We start from the raw sequence: 18,309 nt of genomic DNA, 5'->3' as shown, positions 1-18,309 counted from the left end.
CGGGGGTGACACGTGGGGAGGAGGCCCCGCCTGCGGCCCCGGGACCGGCGGGCCCCGGCGCCGCAGTGCGTCAGCGCCTCAGTGCATCAGTGCCGCAGTGCCTCAGTGCCTCAGCCCGGGACGGTCTCGCGGATCGGGAAGGCATCGGTGGCGCCGGTGAGTTCGAGCATCCGCAGGATCAGCGGCCGGGGCCGGGCCAACTCGATCCTGCTGTCGTCCACCGCGGCCCGGGCCTTGGCGCGCAGCAGGGCGTTGAGCCCGGTGGAGTCGCAGAACTCCAGCCCGGCGCAGTCCATCACCACCACGCTGGCCGGCTCGGCGAAGGCCCGGTCGAGCGCGGCCCGCAGCTCGGCGGCCGAGTCGAGGTCCAGCTCGCCGAGCAGCACCAGCACGGTGCCCTGGGCCCACGACCGGATCTCGATGGTGAGCCCCTCGGACCGGTCGACAACCGGGCCCCCGTACTTCGACCGGCGCTGCGTCATGGCTGCGCGCTCCTCTCGCTCCGTCCGGCCGCTCGCGCCGCCCGGATCCCCCGCCGGTCGGCGGTCGGCACTCTCACATCCACGCGGCTATCCGCTGCGGGGCGCCGGAAACCCCTTTCGGTCGGTGGGAAAGGACGCGGCGGGAAGGGCGGCGATCAGCCCCGGTCCGACCGCCCCGACGCCCGGTCCCCGTCCGCACCCGCGGCCGTCAGGGCCGGCGGGCGCGACACCTCCAGCCAGACCTGCTTCCCGCCGTCCTCGGGCCGGGAGCCCCAGGCGGCGGCGAGCCGGTCCACCACCCGCAGCCCGTGGCCGCCCGGCCGACTCATCGTGGCGTACGGGCGCAACCGCGGCGGGACGGGGCTGGCGTCCGCGACCTCCACGCGCAGCCGGGCACCGTCCCAGTGGAGCCGCAGCTCGCGCGGGCCGCCGGGGGCGTGCAGACAGGCGTTGGTGACCAGCTCGGAGACCATCAGCAGGACGTCCTCGGCCGCGGCCCGCCGGTCCTCGTCGACGGCCGGCAGCCAGTGCCAGGACACCAGCGCCCGCCGGCTGAACTCGCGGCTGCGCTGCACCGCGCCGACGCTGCCGCCCAGCACCAGTCGCCTGGTCTGCTCGCGGCCTGGCGGGCCACTGTTCCCGGGGCGGTCCACGGCCTGCCTCCTCATCTCGGCTCGGGCGGGGCGCCGGGCCCGGCGGGGCCCTTCTCGGAGGCCGCCAGCGCCGTACGGAGGTCGGGGTGGACGCGCAGCACGTCGTCGGCCCCGGTGATCGCGAACAGCCGCGCCACCAGCGGGACGGGACCGGCCACTTCCAGCCGCAGCCCGGCCGCCCGGGCGTCCAGCCGGGCGCGCAGCAGGACGTTCAACCCGGTCGAGTCGCAGAACCGCAGACCGGCGAGGTCGACCACGATCCGCTCGATGCCGGCCGCCGACGGCGGGCGGGCCAGCGCCGCGCGCAGCCCGTCCGCGCTGTCGTGATCCAGCTCCCCGGCGACGGTGACGACCCGTACCGGGCCGCGGTCGCCCACCGCGACGCGCAGATCGCCGGACGCGAACTCGCCGCCACCGCCCCGGCCCGGGCCGCCCCGCCCCGGGCCGTCCCGGCCGGCGGGCTCGCGGGGCTGCTCGGGTGACCCTGCCATGGCTCGCTCCCGGTGCGGCGGGGACGGTGGGGACGGCGGGGCGCCGTCCCGACCATCATCGCGCGCACCGTGCCGGGCCGCGCGGACGGCCGTACCCGTGAGCGCCGCGGGTGCGGTCGGGAGCACCGTTCGTCGACCGTCCATGCCTGCGCGCCTGCCCGAACGCCACCGGGACACACGCGCCGGGACGGACGCACCGCGCGGCACGAGCCGATTCGCATCCCCGGATCGCCCGGGTTCACCCCGGATGTTAGAGCCCGCCGCAACGGGGAAGCCGCCCCTGTGGCGGGGCCCGAAGGCCGCTCGCCGGTTCCGTACCGCCCCAGGAGCCAGGCCCTGGCCCCGACCGGGGCGCTCGGACACATGGAGGACAAGGACAGGCCCGTGAGATTCCTCGACCGCAGCACCGCCGGACACCAACTGGCCCGCAGGCTCGCCCCGCTGCTGAACGGGCCGCCCGATGGCGGGGTGGTGGTCCTCGGGCTCGCGCCCGGCGGGCTGCCGGTGGCCGCCGAGGTCGCCGAGGCCCTGGGCGCGCCACTCGACGCCACCGTGGTCCGGCCGGTGGCGGTGCGCGGCCACGACCGTCCGGTCGGCGCGATCGCCGACGGCGACCCGCCGCTGTTCGACCGGTACACCCTGCGGAGCCTGGGCGTCACCGCGGCCGAGCTGGGCGCGAGCGTCAAGCGCGAGCGGGTCGAGGTGCACCGCCGCGAGGCGCTGTACCGCCAGGGCCGGGACCGGCTGCCGGTGCAGGGCCGCACCGCCGTCCTGGTCTCCGACGGACTGACCGACGCCCTCACCACCCGGGCGGCCCTCCACGCCCTCGCCGCCGACCGGCCGGAGCGGCTGATCGTCGCCGCGCCGGTCGGCGACGCCCGGGTCGCGGCCGACCTGCGCCACGACGCGGACGCGGTGGTCTGCCTCCACCTGCCCCGCTACGCGCACGCCGCCGGGCCCTGGTACGGCGAGTTCCACGAGGTCACCGACCGCGAGGCGGCCGTCCTCCTGCATCGGCGCACCCCGCCGGGCGACCGCCCCCGGGCCGGCCGTGCGCCGGGGCACGCGGCCCGGAGCTGAGCGTCATCCCATCCCCGTCAAGGCCGGTTGCCGGGCCCCGCCAAAACCCGTTGCCGCGCGAAGGGTGTACGGACCATCCTTCCGCCATGAATCATCCACAGCACGTCATCGCCCTGGACGGGGGCGTCCTGCGCCGTTTCGACGGCGAGTCGGACCTGCCCGAGTTCTTCGCCGTCATCGAGGAATCACTGGAGCACCTGCGGCCCTGGATGCCGTGGGTGGCCGAGCACAGCCGCGCCAAGACCGCCGAGTTCCTCGCCGGCCGCGCCGAACTCTGGGCGATCGGACGGGAATTCACCTACGCGATCGTGCGGGACGGCGCGATCGTCGGCACCTGCAGCCTGTTCCGCCGCGACGACACCCCGGCCGAGGCCCGCGAGATCGGCTACTGGCTGCACCCCGCCGCGACCGGGCACGGGCTGGTCACCCGGGCCGCACGGGCCCTGGCCGTCGAGGCCTTCCGCCTGCCCGGGGTGGAGTGCGTCGAGATCGTGCACGACCCGGCCAACCGGGCCAGTGGCGCCGTCCCGGCCCGCCTCGGGTTCACCGAGCACCGGCGCCGCCCCGCCGAGGCGCTCGCCCCCAGCGAGACCGGCGAGGAGCTGGTGTGGCGGCTCACCAGGGAGCAGTCGCTCGCCTGGGAGCAGTCACCCGCCCGGGAGCGGTCGGAGCGGGCCTCCACCGGGTGATCCGACGCCGCCCTCCGCTTCACAACAAATCCAGTTGACGGTTCATCACATCAACTGAGGCACGCTATGGCGGAGCAGGAAGTCGGGCTAGGATCACGGCATGGTCACCGCCCGGTCTCCGTTGCGCACACGACGCGCCCGCCCCCGAGGGGCGGCGGCGCGGCTGTTCTGGCTGGGCGCCCTGCTGGCGGCCGTGTTCGCGGCGCACGGGTTCGGCGTCGAGAACGGCGCCGGGCACACCGATCCGATCCGGATCGTCTGGTCCGCCCAGACCGAACAGGCCGCGCCGACGGACGGCGGGCCGCAGGCCCAGCAGGCCCCACAGGCCCCACAGGCCCCACAGGCCCCACAGGCCCCACAGGCCACCCTGCCCGCGCAGCACCAGGAGCACGACGAGGACGCCGACCACCCCGGCGGCGAGTGCCTGTCCGGCAAACCCGAGGACGCTCCCCGCGCCGACGCCGCCCGGTCGGCCGTCGCCGTCCAGCCCGCCCTCGGGGACGTCGCACCGGCGCCCGGCCGGGTGGCGCCGACAGCCGGGAGCGCCGAGTCCGGCGCGCCCGAACTCCCTCACCTGATCGCCCTGCTGAGGATCTAAACCGGCCCCGGGCCGCGCCCCGCCACGCCCGCCTCGCGGTGCGGGCCGGTGCGCGCTGCCCGCGTCCGCCCCCTGTCCTCGCCGATCCGCTGCCGCCGTCGCGCGGCCGCGCGGAGTCCCGTCATGCCGATCAGGCTCCTGGCCGCGCTGTTGCTCGGCCTGTTCTCCCTGCTGCCCGTCGGCTGCGCCCAGCAGCACTTCGACGCCCGGCAGTTCCATCCGGCCGGGGTGACCGTCCCGGTCGATCCGCACGATTCCTCCCCCGGATCCCCGGAGCTGCACTGCGCGGTCGGAGAGGCCGCCGTTCCCACGCAGCGGCCGTCCCGGTCCGTCCGCTCCGTCTGCGTTCCCGCGCCCTGCCCCTTCGCCGTCAGCGGCGACGGCCGGGCGGCTCTTCCGGCGCGGCACCCGGAGGCGGCCGTCGGGCGCGCCGCCCGTGCGCCCGGGCCGAGAGGCCCGCTGCTGGTCACCGGTCGGTGGCGGATATAGGCGGTTCGGTGTTCGTCCGAACCGTCGAACTTCCGCCAACCTCCCGACAGGAGACGAGACATGACGTCCCTCACCCATCACACGGACGACCACCCGGCCCTCGGCGGCCTGGTCGGCAACACCCCGGTCCTGCGGATCGGCGAGCCGCTCGCCCCGGCGGGCCGCGGCTTCTGGGCCAAGCTGGAGGGCTTCAACCCCGGCGGCATCAAGGACCGACCGGCCCTGCACATGGTCCAACGCGCGAGGGCTCGGGGCGAGTTGGTCCCGGGCGGCCGGATCGTGGAGTCCACCAGCGGCACCCTGGGCCTGGGCCTCGCGCTGGCCGGCATGGTGTACCGGCACCCGGTCACGCTGGTCACCGATCCCGGTCTGGAGCCGGCCATGACCAGGCTGCTCACCGCGTACGGCGCCGAGGTGCAGGCGGTCGCCAGCCCGCACCCGCGCGGCGGCTGGCAGCAGGCCCGGCGCGACCGGGTGGCCGAGCTGCTGGCCCGCCACCCCGGCTCGTGGTGCCCCGACCAGTACAACAACCCCGACAACACCACCGCCTACACCCCGCTGGCGCTCGAACTCGCCGCCCAGCTGGGCCACCTGGACGTCCTGGTGTGCAGCGTCGGCACCGGCGGGCACTCGGCCGGCACCTCCCGGGTGCTGCGTCAGCTCTACCCGGGCCTGCGGGTGGTCGGGGTGGACACCGTCGGCTCCACGATCTTCGGCCAGCCCGCCCGCACCCGGCTGATGCGCGGCCTCGGCTCCAGCATCTACCCGCGCAACGTCGCCTACCAGACCTTCGACGAGGTCCACTGGGTCGCTCCGGCCGAGGCCGTCTGGACCTGCCGCCGGCTGGCCGCCTCGCACTACGCCACCGGCGGCTGGAGCGTCGGCGCGGTCGCCCTGGTGGCCGGCTGGCTGGCCCGCACCCAGCCCGCCGGCACCCGGATCGCCGCGGTCTTCCCGGACGGGCCGCAGCGCTACCTCGGCACCGTCTACGACGACGAGTACGGCGCCGCGCACGACCTGCTCGACCGCCCGCCGGCCGACGAACCGGATGAACTCGCCCGGCCGGACGAACGGGAGGTGACCCGCTGGACCCGCTGCGCCAAGGTGGTCGACCCGCTGACCCTGGCGAGCACCGGCGGCGGTGCCGAGTGAGGGACATGACCGCCCAGTTCCGCGGCCACGAGCGCAGCGTCCGGCTGCTGATGGTCAACCAGTTCACCATCAACCTGGGCTTCTACATGCTGATGCCCTACCTGGCCGCCCACCTGTCCGGGGGCCTGGGCCTGGCCGGCTGGACGGTCGGGCTGGTGCTCGGGGTGCGCAACTTCACCCAGCAGGGCATGTTCCTGGTCGGCGGCACGCTGGCCGACCGGTTCGGCTACAAGCCGCTGATCGTGGCGGGCTGCCTGCTGCGCACCGCCGGCTTCGCCGCGCTCGGCCTCTCCTCCTCGCTGCCCGCCCTGGTCGCGGCCTCGGCGGCCACCGGCCTGGCCGGGGCGCTGTTCAACCCGGCCGTCCGGGCCTACCTGGCACGGGACGCGGGCGAGCAGCGGGTGGCCGCGTTCGCGCTGTTCAACGTCTTCTACCAGGCGGGCATCCTGCTCGGCCCGCTGGTGGGCATGGCGCTGACCGCGGTGGACTTCCGCTCCACCTGCCTGGTCGCGGCCGGGGTGTTCGCGGTGCTCAGCGCGGTGCAGATCCGTTCGCTGCCGGCCCGCCGGGGCGACGGGCCGGCCGGGGGCCCGGAGCGCACGGGTGTCCTCGCGCAGTGGCGCGGGGTGCTGGCCAACCGCCCGTTCCTGCTCTTCGCGGGCGCGATGACCGGCTCGTACGTGCTGTCCTTCCAGGTGTACCTGGCGCTGCCGCTGGAGGTCCGCCGGCTGGGCGGCGACGGCACCGGCGGGACGGTGGCGACGGCGGTGCTGTTCGTGGTGTCCGGGCTGGGCACGATCGTGCTCCAGACCCGGGTGACGGCCTGGTGCCGGGCCCGGATCGCGCCGGGCACCGCCCTGGTCGCGGGGGTGGCCGTGATGGGCTCGGCGTTCCTGCCGCTGCTCGCCGCCTCGGCGCTGCCCGTCCCCGGCGCCGGCCTCGGGCGCTGGGCGCTCGCCGCCGGGCCGCCGGCACTGGCCGCGTTCCTGCTGGCCCTGGGCACGATGCTGGCCTACCCGTTCGAGATGGACACCGTGGTCCGGCTCTCCGGGGACCGCCTGGTCGCCACCCACTACGGGCTCTACAACACCGTCTGCGGGATCGGCATCACCGTGGGGAACCTGCTGACCGGCGCGGCCCTGGACGCCGCCCGCGCGGCCGGGCTGGCCGCACTCCCCTGGCTGGCGCTGTGCGCCCTCGGGGTGATCTGCGCACTCTCGCTGCACGCCCTCCACCGGGGCCGGCGGCTCACCGGCCCCGAGCCGGTGCCCGCCCGGTAGGAGCCTCCGAACGGCGGATCCGCGAGGTCACCCCGGGGCCCGCGGGTCCGCCGACACCCCATCAGAAAGCTTGTACCAAACGGTCCGTTTCCTCATACTTCCGGTCAGCGCCTGTCAGGAGCAGATCATCCGTCGTGCTTCCGGAGAGCACCGGCCGGGGTCCGCCCACCGCCTGACCGCGCTTCACGGCCCCAACCCTCAGGGCCGTCACCCCTTCAGGAGGACATCGGTGAGGACCATGCGCACCACCCCCCGCACCGGCACCACGCGCCGCTTCCGCCTGCTCGCCGCGGCCCTCGGCCTGCTCACCGCCACGGCCGTCGCCACGCCGGTCGCCGCCGCCACCGGTCCCGTCGGCACCGCCAAGCCGGAACAGCTCTCGGCGATCAGCGACACCATCCTGAAAGCCGAGGTCAACGGCACCGCCTGGTACGTCGACGAGACCGCCGGACGCGTGGTGGTGACCGCCGACAGCACCGTCACCCCGCTCGCGCTCGCCAAGCTGATGAGCGCCGTCGGACCCGACGCGCCCACCGTCGACGTCCACCGCGTCCCCGGCGTGTTCGCTCCGCTGGTCGCTGCCGGCGACGCCATCTACGGCGGCCAGTACCGCTGCTCGCTCGGCTTCAACGTGGTGAGCGGCAGCACCCACTACTTCCTCACCGCCGGGCACTGCGGCAACGTCGCCCCCGACTGGTACACCGATCTCAACCACACCACCCGGATCGGTCCGACCATCAGCTCGACCTTCCCCGGCCACGACTACGCGCTGGTCCGCTACGACAACAGCGCCCTCAGCCACCCCGGCGGCTTCACCTCCGCCCCGAACGCCGTCGTCGGCGAGGCGGTCAAGCGCACCGGCTCGACCACCGGCACCCACGGCGGCACCGTCACCGGCCTCAACGTCACCGTGCGCTACTCCGACGGCAGCATCGTCAGCGGCCTGATCCAGACCAACGTCTGCGCCGAGGGCGGCGACTCGGGCGGCCCGCTGTTCGACGGCACCAAGGCGCTCGGCCTCACCTCGGGCGGCAGCGGCGACTGCACCTCGGGCGGGACGACCTTCTACCAGCCCGTCAACGCGGCGCTCTCCGCGTACCACGTCAGCGTGTACTGACCGGACGCCTGTGGGCCCACCGCACCGGGTGCGGTGGGCCCACAGGCCTGTCCGGGGGCGGCCGGTCAGCCCGCGTACACGTCCTCCACGTACCGCCCGGCCTCGATCAGCCCCTGCAGCCAGGCCTGGGCGCGCTGCTCGTCCGCGCCCGGGGTGCGCTCCCGGTACAGCGCCCGGAAGGCCTCCCGGACACCCGGCGCCATCCGGGCGCCGTCGCCGCACACGTACACCTCGGCGCCGGCTTCCAGCAGCTCCCACACCTCGGCCGCCTCGGCGGCGATCCGGTCCTGCACGAAGCGCCGCCCGTGCTGCGGCCGCTCGCTGAAGACGGGCCGCAGCGAGACCGCCCCGGCCCGCTCGGCGCTCTCCAGCTCACCGCGGTGCAGGTAGTCCGCCGCCTCGTCGTCGCAGCCGAAGTACAGCAGCGCCTGGGCGAGGTCGGCGCCCTCGGCGAGCAGCGCCCGGCGGTCGGCGACGGCACCCCGGAACGGTGCCAGGCCGGTGCCGGCCGCGATCATCACCACCGGGGTGCGGTGGCCGATCCGGAACGCCTCCCGGCAGGGCCGGACCCGGGCCAGCACGGTGTCGCCGACGGCCACCCGGTCGAGGTAGCCGGATCCGCAGCCGCGGAAGGTGCCCCGGCCCGAGCGGGCCGGCCCGCTGAGCACCGAGACCATCAGCTCCACCTGGCCCGGGTCGCCGGCGGGCGAGGAGGAGATCGAGTAGTGCCGCGGCCGCATCGGCGGCAGCAGCTCCAGCAGCACCGGCCAGGTGAGCCGCTCCTGCAGCGCCGGGTGGTCCTCGATCAGGTCCAGCAGGGTGCGCGGGTCGTCCTCGGGCAGCGCCCGCAGGGCGGCCTGCTCGGGCGGGCAGGGGTTGAGCGCGGCCAGCGCGGCGCGCTGCTCGGCACTCGGGCGGTCCTGCAGCTCGACGTGGCGGGTGAGCAGCTCGCGCACCGTCAGCGGGCGGTCGACGGCCAGGCCGGTGCGCCGGTGCGCCACGACCGACAGCACCGTGTCCGGGGTGGCGCCGAACAGCTTGGCGGCGCGCTCCACCAGCGCCGGGTCGTTGGCCGGGAGCACGGTGAGGTGGTCCGCCGTCCGGTATTCGGCGCCCTGCGGCAGGGCCAGCCGCACCAGCCGCTTGACCCGGTGGTAGGCCGGGTCGGTCAGGCTGCCGACGGCGGTGACGGTCAGCTCCGCCATGTCGTGCCGGGCGGCCAGCGCCGCCAGCGGGCCGCCGGTCACCTCGGTCACCGAGTAGGCGGCCTCCGGCCGCGCCGCGGCGGGCGCGTCGGCGTCCCCGTAGCGCGCCAGCAGGGTCTCGCACAGCGCCTCGGTGAACTGCCGTACGGTGCCGGCCAGGTCGCCCGAGGCGTCGGCCTCGGCGCGGGCCAGCAGCCGGGTGCCGCCGAGCGCGGCGAGCCGGTCGTCGATCAGCGCCGGGACGCGCTGGTAGGTCGCGGCATAGGTGCGGTCGCCGATGCCGAGGACCGCGTACTCGACGCCGTCGGCCGCGGGGCTCTCTCCGGACTCCGGGTCACCCTGGAGGCGGCGGAAGAACCGGGCCGCGTCGTCCGTCGGCTGCCCGTTGTAGGAGGCGGCGGTGATCACCACCGGCCGGTCGGTGGGCAGCCCGTCCGCGTACGCGTCCAGCGGGGCGACCGCGGTCTCGCAGCCGAGATCGGCGGCAGCCTCCGCGAGCTGCCGGGTGAGCTCCCGGGAGGCACCGTAGTTGGAGCCGTGCAGGAGCAGCAGCCCGGTGCCCTGGCGGACCCGCCCGGGGAGGCCGGTGGCCGGCGCGGCGGTGGCGAGGGGGGAAACGGCGGAGGAGGCGGGGGCCGGGGCGGGGGTGCGCCGGGCGAGGCCGAGGGTGAACCCGTCGGGCTTGATGGTGAGCGTCTGCTTGATGCTCAGCCGGTAGTCGGCGTGGTCGATCAGCCGGTAGCGGTGGACCAGCATGCCGAGCAGCATGACGGCCTCGTGCAGCGCGAACTGCCGCCCGATGCAGGCGCGTTCGCCGGTTCCGAAGGGCTTGAAGGCGTGCGGCGAGCGGCCCTCCTCCCGCTCGGGGTCGAACCTGGACGGGTCGAACAGCTCCGGGTTGTCGCCCCACGCCGGGTCGCGGTGCAGCATCGGCGTGGTGACGACGACCGTCTCCCCGGCCCGCAGCGGGATGCGGCCGCCGAGCAGGGTGTCCTCGCGGGCCTCCCGGTTGAACGCGGGCGCCGTCGGCCACAGCCGCAGCGCCTCGTTGAGCACCTGACGGGTGTGGCGCAACCGTCCGACGTCCTCGTAGGAGGGCTCCGGATCGGTCCGGTCGCCCCACAGCTCGTCCACCTCGCGCTGCACCTGGCGCAGCACGACCGGGTTCTTGAGCAGGTAGTACAGGGCGAAGGAGAGCGCGCCGGAGGTGGTCTCGTGGCCGGCGATCAGGAAGGTGATCACCTGGTTGCGGATGTTCTCGGCGTCCAGCCGGGAGCCGTCCGAGGGCCGGACCGCGCCGAGCATCAGGCCGAGCAGGTCCTCGGCCGGGCCCTGGGCGTCCTCCCCGGCGCGGGCGGCGATCACCTCGTCCACCACGCCGGCCAGGTAGTCGGCGTCGGCCCGGAAGGCCTCGTCGCGCTCGCGGTGGTCGGCGTCCGGGTCCCGGGTCAGCTTGGTCATCGCCCAGGCCAGGCAGCGCACCATCGCCTCGATGAAGGGGTGCGGCTCGTCCCGCTCGAAGGAGCCGAAGTCGAAGCCGAAGCCGGCCAGTCCGATGGTGTCCAGGGTCATCCGGGTCATGTCGCCGGGCACGTCCACCGGCAGCCCGGCGGCCTCCCGGCGGTCCCAGGAGTCGATCACCCGGCGGGCCACCCTCAGCATCACCGGGTGGTAGGTGCGCATCGAGCCGAGCGCGAAGGCCGGCATCAGGATGTCGTGCGCCCGGGCCCAGTTGGGCTCGTCGTTGTAGGCGGTGAACAGGCCGTCGCCGGTGAACAGCCGGACCAGCTCCAGCGTCGGGCTGATCGACTTGGTGAAGCGGGCCTCGTCGGCCAGCTCCTCGACCAGCTCCAGCCCGCTGACGACCAGGAGGTCCCGGCCGTACAGCCGCTGGACGTACGCCGGGCCGTGCTCTCTGGCCAGTTCCATGATGCGCAGCACCGGAGCGGCGACCGGCGGCATCGACGAGATGTCCACCAGGGGGACGGCCCGGGCCCCGGCCCCGGTCGCCCGCTCGTCCTCGGTCGTGCTCTCCACGGTATCGGTCATCGCTGTGCCCCTCCCACGGCAGGAAACTTTCTGCTTCCACCACTGTGCGCCCATCGGGCGGGAGGTCCGGTCCCGATCACTACATGATTGTGTAGTACCCGGGGGTGTCGCGGGCTTGCCCACGGACCGTCAGTCATGGCCCCAGGAAAGGAGAACCACAGATGCGGACGACCGAGGGCTGCGGCCCCGTGCCGGACAACCCGCGGGAGGCGGCGGTGATCTGGCGCAACCGGGCACTGCGGCTACTGGACCACATGCCGCTGCCGATCGCGGTGTGCGAGTTCGGCGGGAAGATCCTGATCGTCAACCGTGCGATGGCGGCCGAATTCGGCTGTTTGCCAGGCCAGTTGCACAACCGCAGGATCCTGGAGTTCTTCACCCTGCGGGACAGCGGCACCATCGAGGCGCTCGCCGAGGCCGTCCGGCTGCACCGGCGCTCGCAGTACCCGGCGCGGGTCTCCTGGACGCCCGTGAACGGGCGCGAGCGGTACGGCGAGATGACCGTCGCCCTGGTCGGCGACACTCCGGAGCAGACCCCGAGCATGCTGCTGTCGCTGCAGGCGGCGCCGGCGGGCGCGGCCGCTCCGCCCGGCCCGCAGGCCGAGGTCAGCCCGGTCGAGGCCCGGATCCTGGCCGCGGCGGCCCGGGGCGACACCACGGCGCAGATCGCCCGGGAGATCGGTGTCACCCCGGACGGGGTCAACTACCACCTGACCCGGCTCACCCGGCGCTGGCGCGTCCCCAACCGCACCGCCCTGGTCGCCCGGGCGTACGCCACCGGCGTCCTGGCACCGGACACCTGGCCGCCGCGGCCGGCCCGTCCGGTGTGACCGGCCGGGCAGTGGGTCCGGTGCGGCCTGCCGGGGCGTCAGTCCGCGGTGCGCCGCTGCGCCTCGATGAAGGCCCTCGTGGCGGAGAGGTCCGGGAGCGGGCGCCCGTAGGCCTCCCCGATCCGGACGAGTGGGGTGATCCCGGTGGTCCAACCGTGCCCGTCGAGCCACCCGTCGGTGCCCGGGCCGAGCCCGCCCCGCCACAGCCCGGTCAGCCGGGCGAGCGCCGGGTCGTGCGGCACGCGGCTCAGGTCCCCGCCCTGCTCCACCAGCAGCCGGCTGCCCGGGGCCGCCAGTCCGGTCACGGCCGTGAGCAGTGCGGCCGCCTCCTCGGCCGTGAGGTAGACCAGCAGGCCCTCGGCGAGCCAGACCGAGCGCCTCGCCGGGTCGAACCCGGCCGCGACCAGCCGCTCGGGCCACCGCGCGTCCAGCAGGTCGGCAGGCAGGGCGGTGCGCTCCGCGCGCGGCACGGCGCCGAGCCCGTCCAGGACCTGCGCCTTGAAGGCCAGCACCGGGGCCAGGTCGATCTCGAACACCCGGGTGCCGGCCGGCCAGTCCAGCCGGTACGCCCGGGTGTCCAGGCCCGCCGCCAGCAGCACGACCTGGTCGGCGCCGGCGGCGAGCAGCCGGTCGTCGTAGAAGCGGGTCCGCAGGATGCCGTGGGCGACGAGGGCCCTGGCGAGTGCGCTGTCCGGGCGGGTGGGGCCCGGTTCGAGGCCGGCGGCGGTGACGAACGCGGCGGCGTACGGGTCGACGAAGAGCGGGTCGGGACGGGAGCTCTCGTAGGCCCGCACCCGGGCGACGGACAGGGCGGTGCGGGAGACCGGGCTGAGCGGTTCGGAGGTCGTCATGCCCGGCAATCTACGCGGCCCGCTCCACGCGCCCGGCCCGGCCCGGCCCGGTCACCGGTCCGACTCCGTCCCGTTGCGGAATTCCACAAGTCGGCTACAAGACCGGCCCGTTGGTCCCGCCCCGGGGGCCTCTTCCTCTCCTTCTTCACCTTCATCGGCTGCGGGGTCCTGACCACCGTCCAGTGGCCCTTCGCCCTCACCCTCGCGCTCCCGGCCGTCGGCTGGCTGGTCCTCACCGCCGCGACCACCGCAATGCGCTGGGAGTACCAGGGTCTGGCGACGGACCGGCCGCACGTCCAAAAGGTGATCCGGCCGGCGAAGTGGGTGCCTTCGCCGGCCGGATCACCTCGGTGGTCAGTGCCCAGTACTCAGTGCTCGGCGCTCAGTGCGGACGCGGTCAGAAGATGAGCTTCCAGCCGTCGAGGTGGCCCGAGTCGCTGCGGTACGTGTCCTGCATCCGGAGCCGCCAGGTGCCGTTGGCGGGCTGGGCGGAGGCGTCCACCGTGTAGGTCTCGATGACGTTGTCGGCCGAGTCGCCGAGGTTGCCCTTCTTCAGCGAGTACACCGTGCCGTCCGGGCCGACCAGGTCGATGACCAGGTCACCGCGCCAGGTGTGCTTGATGTCCACGGCCACCTTGAGGTCGCTCGGCGCCTGGCCCGGGATCCGGTCGACGACGATGTCCGAGAAGACCGCCGGGCCCCCGTCCGGGATCGGCAGGGGGGTGGTGTTCGCGAAGATGCCCCGGGAGACCTTCCAGGTGAACGTCTTCGCGATGCTGCTGTGGTGGGAGGCCTTGGCGGTGACGGTGACCGTGTACGTCCCGGTAAGGGCCGGGACGCCGGTGACGCGGCCGGTGACCGGGTGGAGCGTCAGGCCCTCGGGGAGGCCGGTCGCGTGGTAGGTGACGATGCCGGGGTTGAAGTTGACGGCCTTGATCTGGAGATCGGCGGCGGCGCCGATCGCGGTGATCTGGCCGGCGACGGGGTCCATCAGGAGGCCGTCGACGACGCGCGGGCCGACGTTGATGGCCGCCCAGGCGTTGGCGGTGTTCATGTAGGTCGCGCTGGTCTGCCCGTACAGGTCGGCGGCGGCCTGGAGGGTGGCGGTGCGGGCCGCCGCGTAGTTGGTCGACGAGGTCATGTAGGTGGTGAGCGCCCGGTACCAGATCTTGGCGGCGGCGTCCCGGCCGATGGCGGTCACCGGCAGGCCGTCGGAGGTCGGGGAGTCGTAAGCCACGCCGTTGACGGTCTTGGCGCCGCTGCCCTCGGAGGCCAGGTAGAACCAGTGGTTGGCCGGGCCGGAGGAGTAGTGGACGTCGACGGAGCCGAGGTCCGCCGACCAGTAGTCCCTGGAGCGGTTGTCCTTGGAGGGCTTGTCCATGTAGCGCAGCGGGGTGCCGTCGCCCCTGATGTCGATCTTCTCGCCGACCAGGTAGTCGCCCTTGTCCTCGGGGTTGTTCGCCCAGAACTCGATGGCGGCGGCCATGATGTCGGAGGTGGCCTCGTTCAGGCCGCCGGACTCGCCGCTGTAGATCAGGCCCGCGGTGGCGGAGGTGACGCCGTGGGTCATCTCGTGGCCGCCGACGTCGATGGAGGTCAGCGGCTTGACGTTGCCCGCGCCGTCGCCGTAGGTCATGCAGAAGCAGGTGTCGGACCAGAACGCGTTGACGTAGTTCTTGCCGTAGTGGACCCGGGTGTAGGCGCCGACGCCGTCGTCCTTGATGCCGTTGCGGCCGTGGACGTTCTTGTAGTAGTCCCAGGTGAGTTGGGCGCCGTAGGCGGCGTCCACGGCGGCGGTCTGCCGGTTGGCGACGGTGCCGTCGCCCCAGGTGTCGGTCGGGTTGGTGAGCAGCGTCTTGGTGGAGCCGCTGGTGCCGTTCAGGTCGTAGGTGCTGTGGCCGCCGCGGGTGTTGTCGGTCATCGCGAAGCCGCCGCCGGCCGCCGAGGTGCCGATGGTGACCTGGCCGGAGTACTTGCTGTTGCCGACGCCGGTCTCGACGCCCTGGTACTCGAAGATCTTCTTGCCGGAGTTGGCGTCGGTGATGACGTGCAGCTCGGACGGCGTGCCGTCCTCCTGCGTGCCCGTCACGATCGTCTCCCACGCGAGTCGCGGGGTGCCGGACGCGGCCCAGACCACCTTGCGGGCGCTGTCGGCCGCCGGCTCCGCGACCTTCGCGCTCCCGGCGCTGTCGAGCGCGAGGCCCTTCGCCGAGTCGGCGCTCTCCTTGGCGGTGGTGTCGACGGCGATGTCCGCCTCGGTGGCCTTGGTGACGCCCTTCGTGGAGCCGTCCGCGGCGGTGTGGACGACCAGGTCGCCGCCGAGCACCGGGAGTCCGTCGAAGGTCCGCTCGTAGCGGGTGTGCAGGGTGCCGTCGGCGTCCTTGGTGACGCCCTTGACGACCAGCGCCTCCTTCGACCCCAGGTTCAGTGACCTGGTGGTCTCCGCCAGCGACGCGTCCGCCGAGGCCAGCAACTCGCCGCGCTGCTCCGGCGACAGCTGCACCGGCAGCGCGCCGGCGATGGCCTGGACCTCGGTGGGGGCCTCGGTGGGGGTCTCGTCGGCGATGGCGACACCGGACGTCAGAGCGGTCACGATCATCGCGGCGCCGGCTATCAACGCGCCTGCGGCAGTGGTCTTCCTGGGGGATCGAGTCACACTGAACTCCTTCTGCGACGGCCGGGTTGGGGCGGCCGGAGTCAGCCGGGCGGCCGAGGGTGGTGCCGCCCGGTAGAGCTGGTGGTTCGAACGGGTGGAACGGTGTCCGACGTGATTCGCCGCGTCGGGCGGTACGCGTACGACCGCGAGGGTCTCTGCGGTGATGGGACGGTACAGTGCCAGCTTTGTTGAGAACGCGTCACCCGTACGGCAACAAGTTGGCCGAAATGCTTCGCCATAGACGTAATGTCGAGGTAATGCGCCGTCAGAAGACGGGCAATGCAGGCGAAAAACAGACGACCGGCGCCGCTCAGTCCTCCCGGACGGGGTCGGGGATCCAGCTGCCGTGGAAGCCGGCCGGCACCCGCACCGGCAGGTGGACGGTGGCGAGCGGCGCGCCGGTGAAGTCCTCGGCGGAGAGGACGACCAGGTCGCTCGCGCCCCGCTCGGGGTCGTGGACGTAGACCAGCAGGTAGCCGTCGTCCTCCTCGCGGGCGCCCTGCCTCGGGACGAAGGAGACCTCGCCCGCGTAGCTGCCGACGCCGAACTGCCGTACCACACTGGAGTTCTGACGCAGGTCGTGCTTGATCAGCGCGTCTCCGACGGCCTCCGGGGGCAGCGCGCCGAGGCCGACCGGGCGGGCCAGGTGGCCCAGCAGGTCGGTGGTCACGGTGGAGTAGCCGTAGCGGTGGGCGCCGCCCACCACCGCGGGGCTGACCGCCGGGAACTCCTGCGGGCGGTCGTCCAGGCGGGTCTCGGTGACCTTGCCGGAGACGGTGTCGACGGTCCAGCGGTCCAGGGTGGGGCTGCTCTGGCCGTGCAGCGCGCCGCCGACGAACATCCGCGGGTAGCGGACGACGTCGATGACGACCCGGTGGCCGTCCTCGTGGGCGTTGAGCGTGTGGAAGACGAAGCAGGGCCCGACCTCGTACCAGGCGACCTCGGTGCCGTTGCGGGGCAGCAGCCCGATCCGCGCGCCGCGGCTCTCGTCCCAGACCGCCGGATAGGTCCTTCGCGCCCGGTTGTCGGGCAGGCTGAGGCTCACCGCGAGATCGAGGACGACGGCGAAGTTCCTGGTCAGCGCCATGTCGTGAACCACCGGCCGGTGCAGAACCGGGACGTCCACGGCGCGGACGACGGCGCCCTGCGGGGAGACCACCAGGTGGCGCAGCGTCTCGCCGTCCCGCTGCCAGGTGACGGCGTGCAGCTCGCCGGTGACCGGGTCGAGCTTGGGGTGGGCGGCGAACCCCTCGGGCAGCGTGCCGCAGAAGTCGCTCGCGCCCACCGTCTCGATCTCGTAGGAGAGTTCGTACGGGCGGAAGCCGCCCTCGACCAGCGCGAAGGTGCGATCCGCGTGCCCGATGACGTGGGTGTTGGGCGCGACGTCGGCGATCCGCGGCACGGCGCCGGAGCGCGGCCACTCCCCCAGGGTCTCGGCCACGGCGGCACTGCGCACCATCCGGTTGCGGTACCACCGGGCCCGCCCGTCGAGCAGCCGCACCCCGTGCACCATGGCGTACCCGCCGAACAGGTGCCGCGGCCGGCGGTCCTCCGCCCGCATCCCGTTGGGCCCGTTGCGCAGGTACCGACCGTTGAGCTCGGGCGGCAGCGTCCCCGTGACCGGCAGGTCGAACGCGGTGACTTCCTCGGCCACCGGCGTGTACGCCCCGGTGAACGGATTGGTGACGGTGGACACCGCGAACTCCTCCAGGCCGTTTCCGACTTCCGCTGCTACCGCTGCTACGGCGGGCGCTCACGGAGCAGCACGTCCGGACCAACGACCCAACCGCCCCCAGGTGACGGCCGAAGCCCGGCGGACGTCCGATCAGGCAAGGACCCGGGAGACAGGCCCTAGAGTTGCGAAGCCCCTCCGTCGACAGGGAGCTCCGTTCCCGTCGAGAAGGTCGCGTCGAACGCCAAGTACGCCACCGCGGCGGCCACTTCCTCGGACGTCCCCAGCCGCCGCATCGGGTTGGTGCTCCGGTAGGTGTCCTTCGTTGCCTCGACGACGTCGGCGGGCAGCAAGGAGCGGTCCAGGATGCCCGAGTCGATCGGGCCGGGACTCACGGCATTGACGCGCACCTTGCGCGGAAGCAGCTCACGGGCCAGGGTCCGCGTCATCGACCGCAGAGCTGCCTTACTCGCCGAATAGACACTGAGCGCGTCGAGGCCCAGGACGTTCACCACCGACGTGGTCAGGACCACACCGCTTCCCTCGCGCAACAGCGGCGCCAACGCCTGCACTGTGAAGTACGGGCCCTTGACGTTGATGCCGAACAGCTCGTCGTACATCTCCTCCGTCGTCGAGTCGAACGGCGCGGACGCGGTGACGCCGGCGTTGACGAACAGCGCGTCCACCGCGCCGAACCGCTCCCGGACCGTACCGGCCAGCGCCCTGATGTCCTTCAGGGACGCGGCGTCGCTACGGACGGCGATCGCCTTCTTCCCCAACTGCTCCAACGCGGCGTCCAGGGTGGACCTGGTGCGGCCGGTGATCAGTACGTGCGCCCCACCGTCCGCGAACAACCGGGCCGCAGCCAGGCCGATGCCGCTGCTTCCGCCCGTGATCACGATCTTCTTGCCCTCATAAGTGGTCATGCCCTCCAGCCAAGTACCCACCCGCACACCATGTCCAAGACCTGTTCCGCATGCCGTCATGTCCCAGGCGCATGGCAGCGCGCGACGTA

The 18,309-nt window shown here is 73.8% G+C and carries 16 protein-coding genes; 8 read left to right on the top strand and 8 right to left on the bottom strand.

Annotated elements, in window-relative coordinates; translation table 11 throughout:
- Positions 1-110: 110 nt before the first annotated feature.
- The 3 genes from ACGF0D_RS28770 to ACGF0D_RS28760 form a co-directional block, all read right to left on the bottom strand.
- Positions 111-482 carry an STAS domain-containing protein gene (locus tag ACGF0D_RS28770; RefSeq protein ID WP_392877384.1) on the bottom strand — a complete coding sequence of 124 codons (372 nt, stop codon included), beginning with the start codon at positions 480-482 and terminating at the stop codon, positions 111-113.
- Positions 483-637: 155 nt separating this feature from the next.
- Positions 638-1,135 carry an ATP-binding protein gene (locus ACGF0D_RS28765; RefSeq protein ID WP_392921121.1) on the bottom strand — a complete coding sequence of 166 codons (498 nt, stop codon included), beginning with the start codon at positions 1,133-1,135 and terminating at the stop codon, positions 638-640.
- An 11-nt stretch (positions 1,136-1,146) separates the two neighbouring features.
- Complete coding sequence (locus tag ACGF0D_RS28760; RefSeq protein ID WP_392921118.1) at positions 1,147-1,626, bottom strand: STAS domain-containing protein; 480 nt, start codon at positions 1,624-1,626, stop codon at positions 1,147-1,149.
- A 384-nt stretch (positions 1,627-2,010) separates the two neighbouring features.
- Between ACGF0D_RS28760 and ACGF0D_RS28755 the strand changes: the two genes are divergently transcribed.
- From ACGF0D_RS28755 to ACGF0D_RS28725, 7 genes are all read left to right on the top strand, one after another.
- Positions 2,011-2,706, top strand: a complete 696-nt coding sequence (locus ACGF0D_RS28755) for a phosphoribosyltransferase (RefSeq protein WP_392921116.1) — start codon at positions 2,011-2,013, stop codon at positions 2,704-2,706.
- Between the two features lie 86 nt (positions 2,707-2,792).
- Complete coding sequence (locus tag ACGF0D_RS28750; RefSeq protein ID WP_392921113.1) at positions 2,793-3,395, top strand: GNAT family N-acetyltransferase; 603 nt, start codon at positions 2,793-2,795, stop codon at positions 3,393-3,395.
- Between the two features lie 100 nt (positions 3,396-3,495).
- Positions 3,496-3,993 carry a hypothetical protein gene (locus tag ACGF0D_RS28745; protein ID WP_392921110.1) on the top strand — a complete coding sequence of 166 codons (498 nt, stop codon included), beginning with the start codon at positions 3,496-3,498 and terminating at the stop codon, positions 3,991-3,993.
- A 123-nt stretch (positions 3,994-4,116) separates the two neighbouring features.
- Positions 4,117-4,482, top strand: a complete 366-nt coding sequence (locus ACGF0D_RS28740) for a hypothetical protein (RefSeq protein WP_392921107.1) — start codon at positions 4,117-4,119, stop codon at positions 4,480-4,482.
- 60 nt (positions 4,483-4,542) lie between these two features.
- Entirely contained in the window at positions 4,543-5,634 is a 1,092-nt protein-coding gene (locus ACGF0D_RS28735; protein ID WP_392921105.1) for a PLP-dependent cysteine synthase family protein, read from the top strand.
- 5 nt (positions 5,635-5,639) lie between these two features.
- Positions 5,640-6,914, top strand: a complete 1,275-nt coding sequence (locus ACGF0D_RS28730) for an MFS transporter (protein WP_392921102.1) — start codon at positions 5,640-5,642, stop codon at positions 6,912-6,914.
- Positions 6,915-7,143: 229 nt separating this feature from the next.
- The gene (locus ACGF0D_RS28725) at positions 7,144-8,031 is read left to right on the top strand and encodes a S1 family peptidase (RefSeq protein WP_392877402.1); all 888 of its coding nucleotides are present in this window, start codon (positions 7,144-7,146) and stop codon (positions 8,029-8,031) included.
- 65 nt (positions 8,032-8,096) lie between these two features.
- Here ACGF0D_RS28725 and ACGF0D_RS28720 read toward each other — a convergent pair whose 3' ends face one another.
- Positions 8,097-11,285 (bottom strand): bifunctional cytochrome P450/NADPH--P450 reductase, encoded by a 3,189-nt coding sequence (locus ACGF0D_RS28720; protein ID WP_392921099.1) that lies wholly within the window; start codon positions 11,283-11,285, stop codon positions 8,097-8,099.
- Positions 11,286-11,446: 161 nt separating this feature from the next.
- Here ACGF0D_RS28720 and ACGF0D_RS28715 point away from each other — a divergent pair, with 161 nt between their 5' ends.
- Positions 11,447-12,115, top strand: a complete 669-nt coding sequence (locus ACGF0D_RS28715) for a LuxR C-terminal-related transcriptional regulator (RefSeq protein ID WP_392877406.1) — start codon at positions 11,447-11,449, stop codon at positions 12,113-12,115.
- A 38-nt stretch (positions 12,116-12,153) separates the two neighbouring features.
- On the opposite strand, the gene ACGF0D_RS28710 is transcribed toward ACGF0D_RS28715, so the two are convergent.
- The 4 genes from ACGF0D_RS28710 to ACGF0D_RS28695 form a co-directional block, all read right to left on the bottom strand.
- Positions 12,154-12,966, bottom strand: a complete 813-nt coding sequence (locus ACGF0D_RS28710; RefSeq protein ID WP_392921096.1) for an SAM-dependent methyltransferase — start codon at positions 12,964-12,966, stop codon at positions 12,154-12,156.
- Between the two features lie 397 nt (positions 12,967-13,363).
- Positions 13,364-15,565 carry a M4 family metallopeptidase gene (locus ACGF0D_RS28705; RefSeq protein ID WP_392921189.1) on the bottom strand — a complete coding sequence of 734 codons (2,202 nt, stop codon included), beginning with the start codon at positions 15,563-15,565 and terminating at the stop codon, positions 13,364-13,366.
- A gap of 367 nt (positions 15,566-15,932) precedes the next feature.
- The gene (locus ACGF0D_RS28700) at positions 15,933-17,318 is read right to left on the bottom strand and encodes a carotenoid oxygenase family protein (RefSeq protein ID WP_392921093.1); all 1,386 of its coding nucleotides are present in this window, start codon (positions 17,316-17,318) and stop codon (positions 15,933-15,935) included.
- Positions 17,319-17,473: 155 nt separating this feature from the next.
- Positions 17,474-18,220 carry an SDR family oxidoreductase gene (locus ACGF0D_RS28695; protein WP_392877604.1) on the bottom strand — a complete coding sequence of 249 codons (747 nt, stop codon included), beginning with the start codon at positions 18,218-18,220 and terminating at the stop codon, positions 17,474-17,476.
- Between the last annotated feature and the right edge of the window lie 89 nt (positions 18,221-18,309).

Origin of the sequence: Kitasatospora sp. NPDC048298, assembly GCF_043201465.1 — a bacterium.
Classification (GTDB): Bacteria; Actinomycetota; Actinomycetes; order Streptomycetales; family Streptomycetaceae; genus Kitasatospora.
The sequence above is the reverse complement of the archived record's forward strand: the minus strand, read 5'-3'. Positions and strand labels throughout refer to the sequence as shown.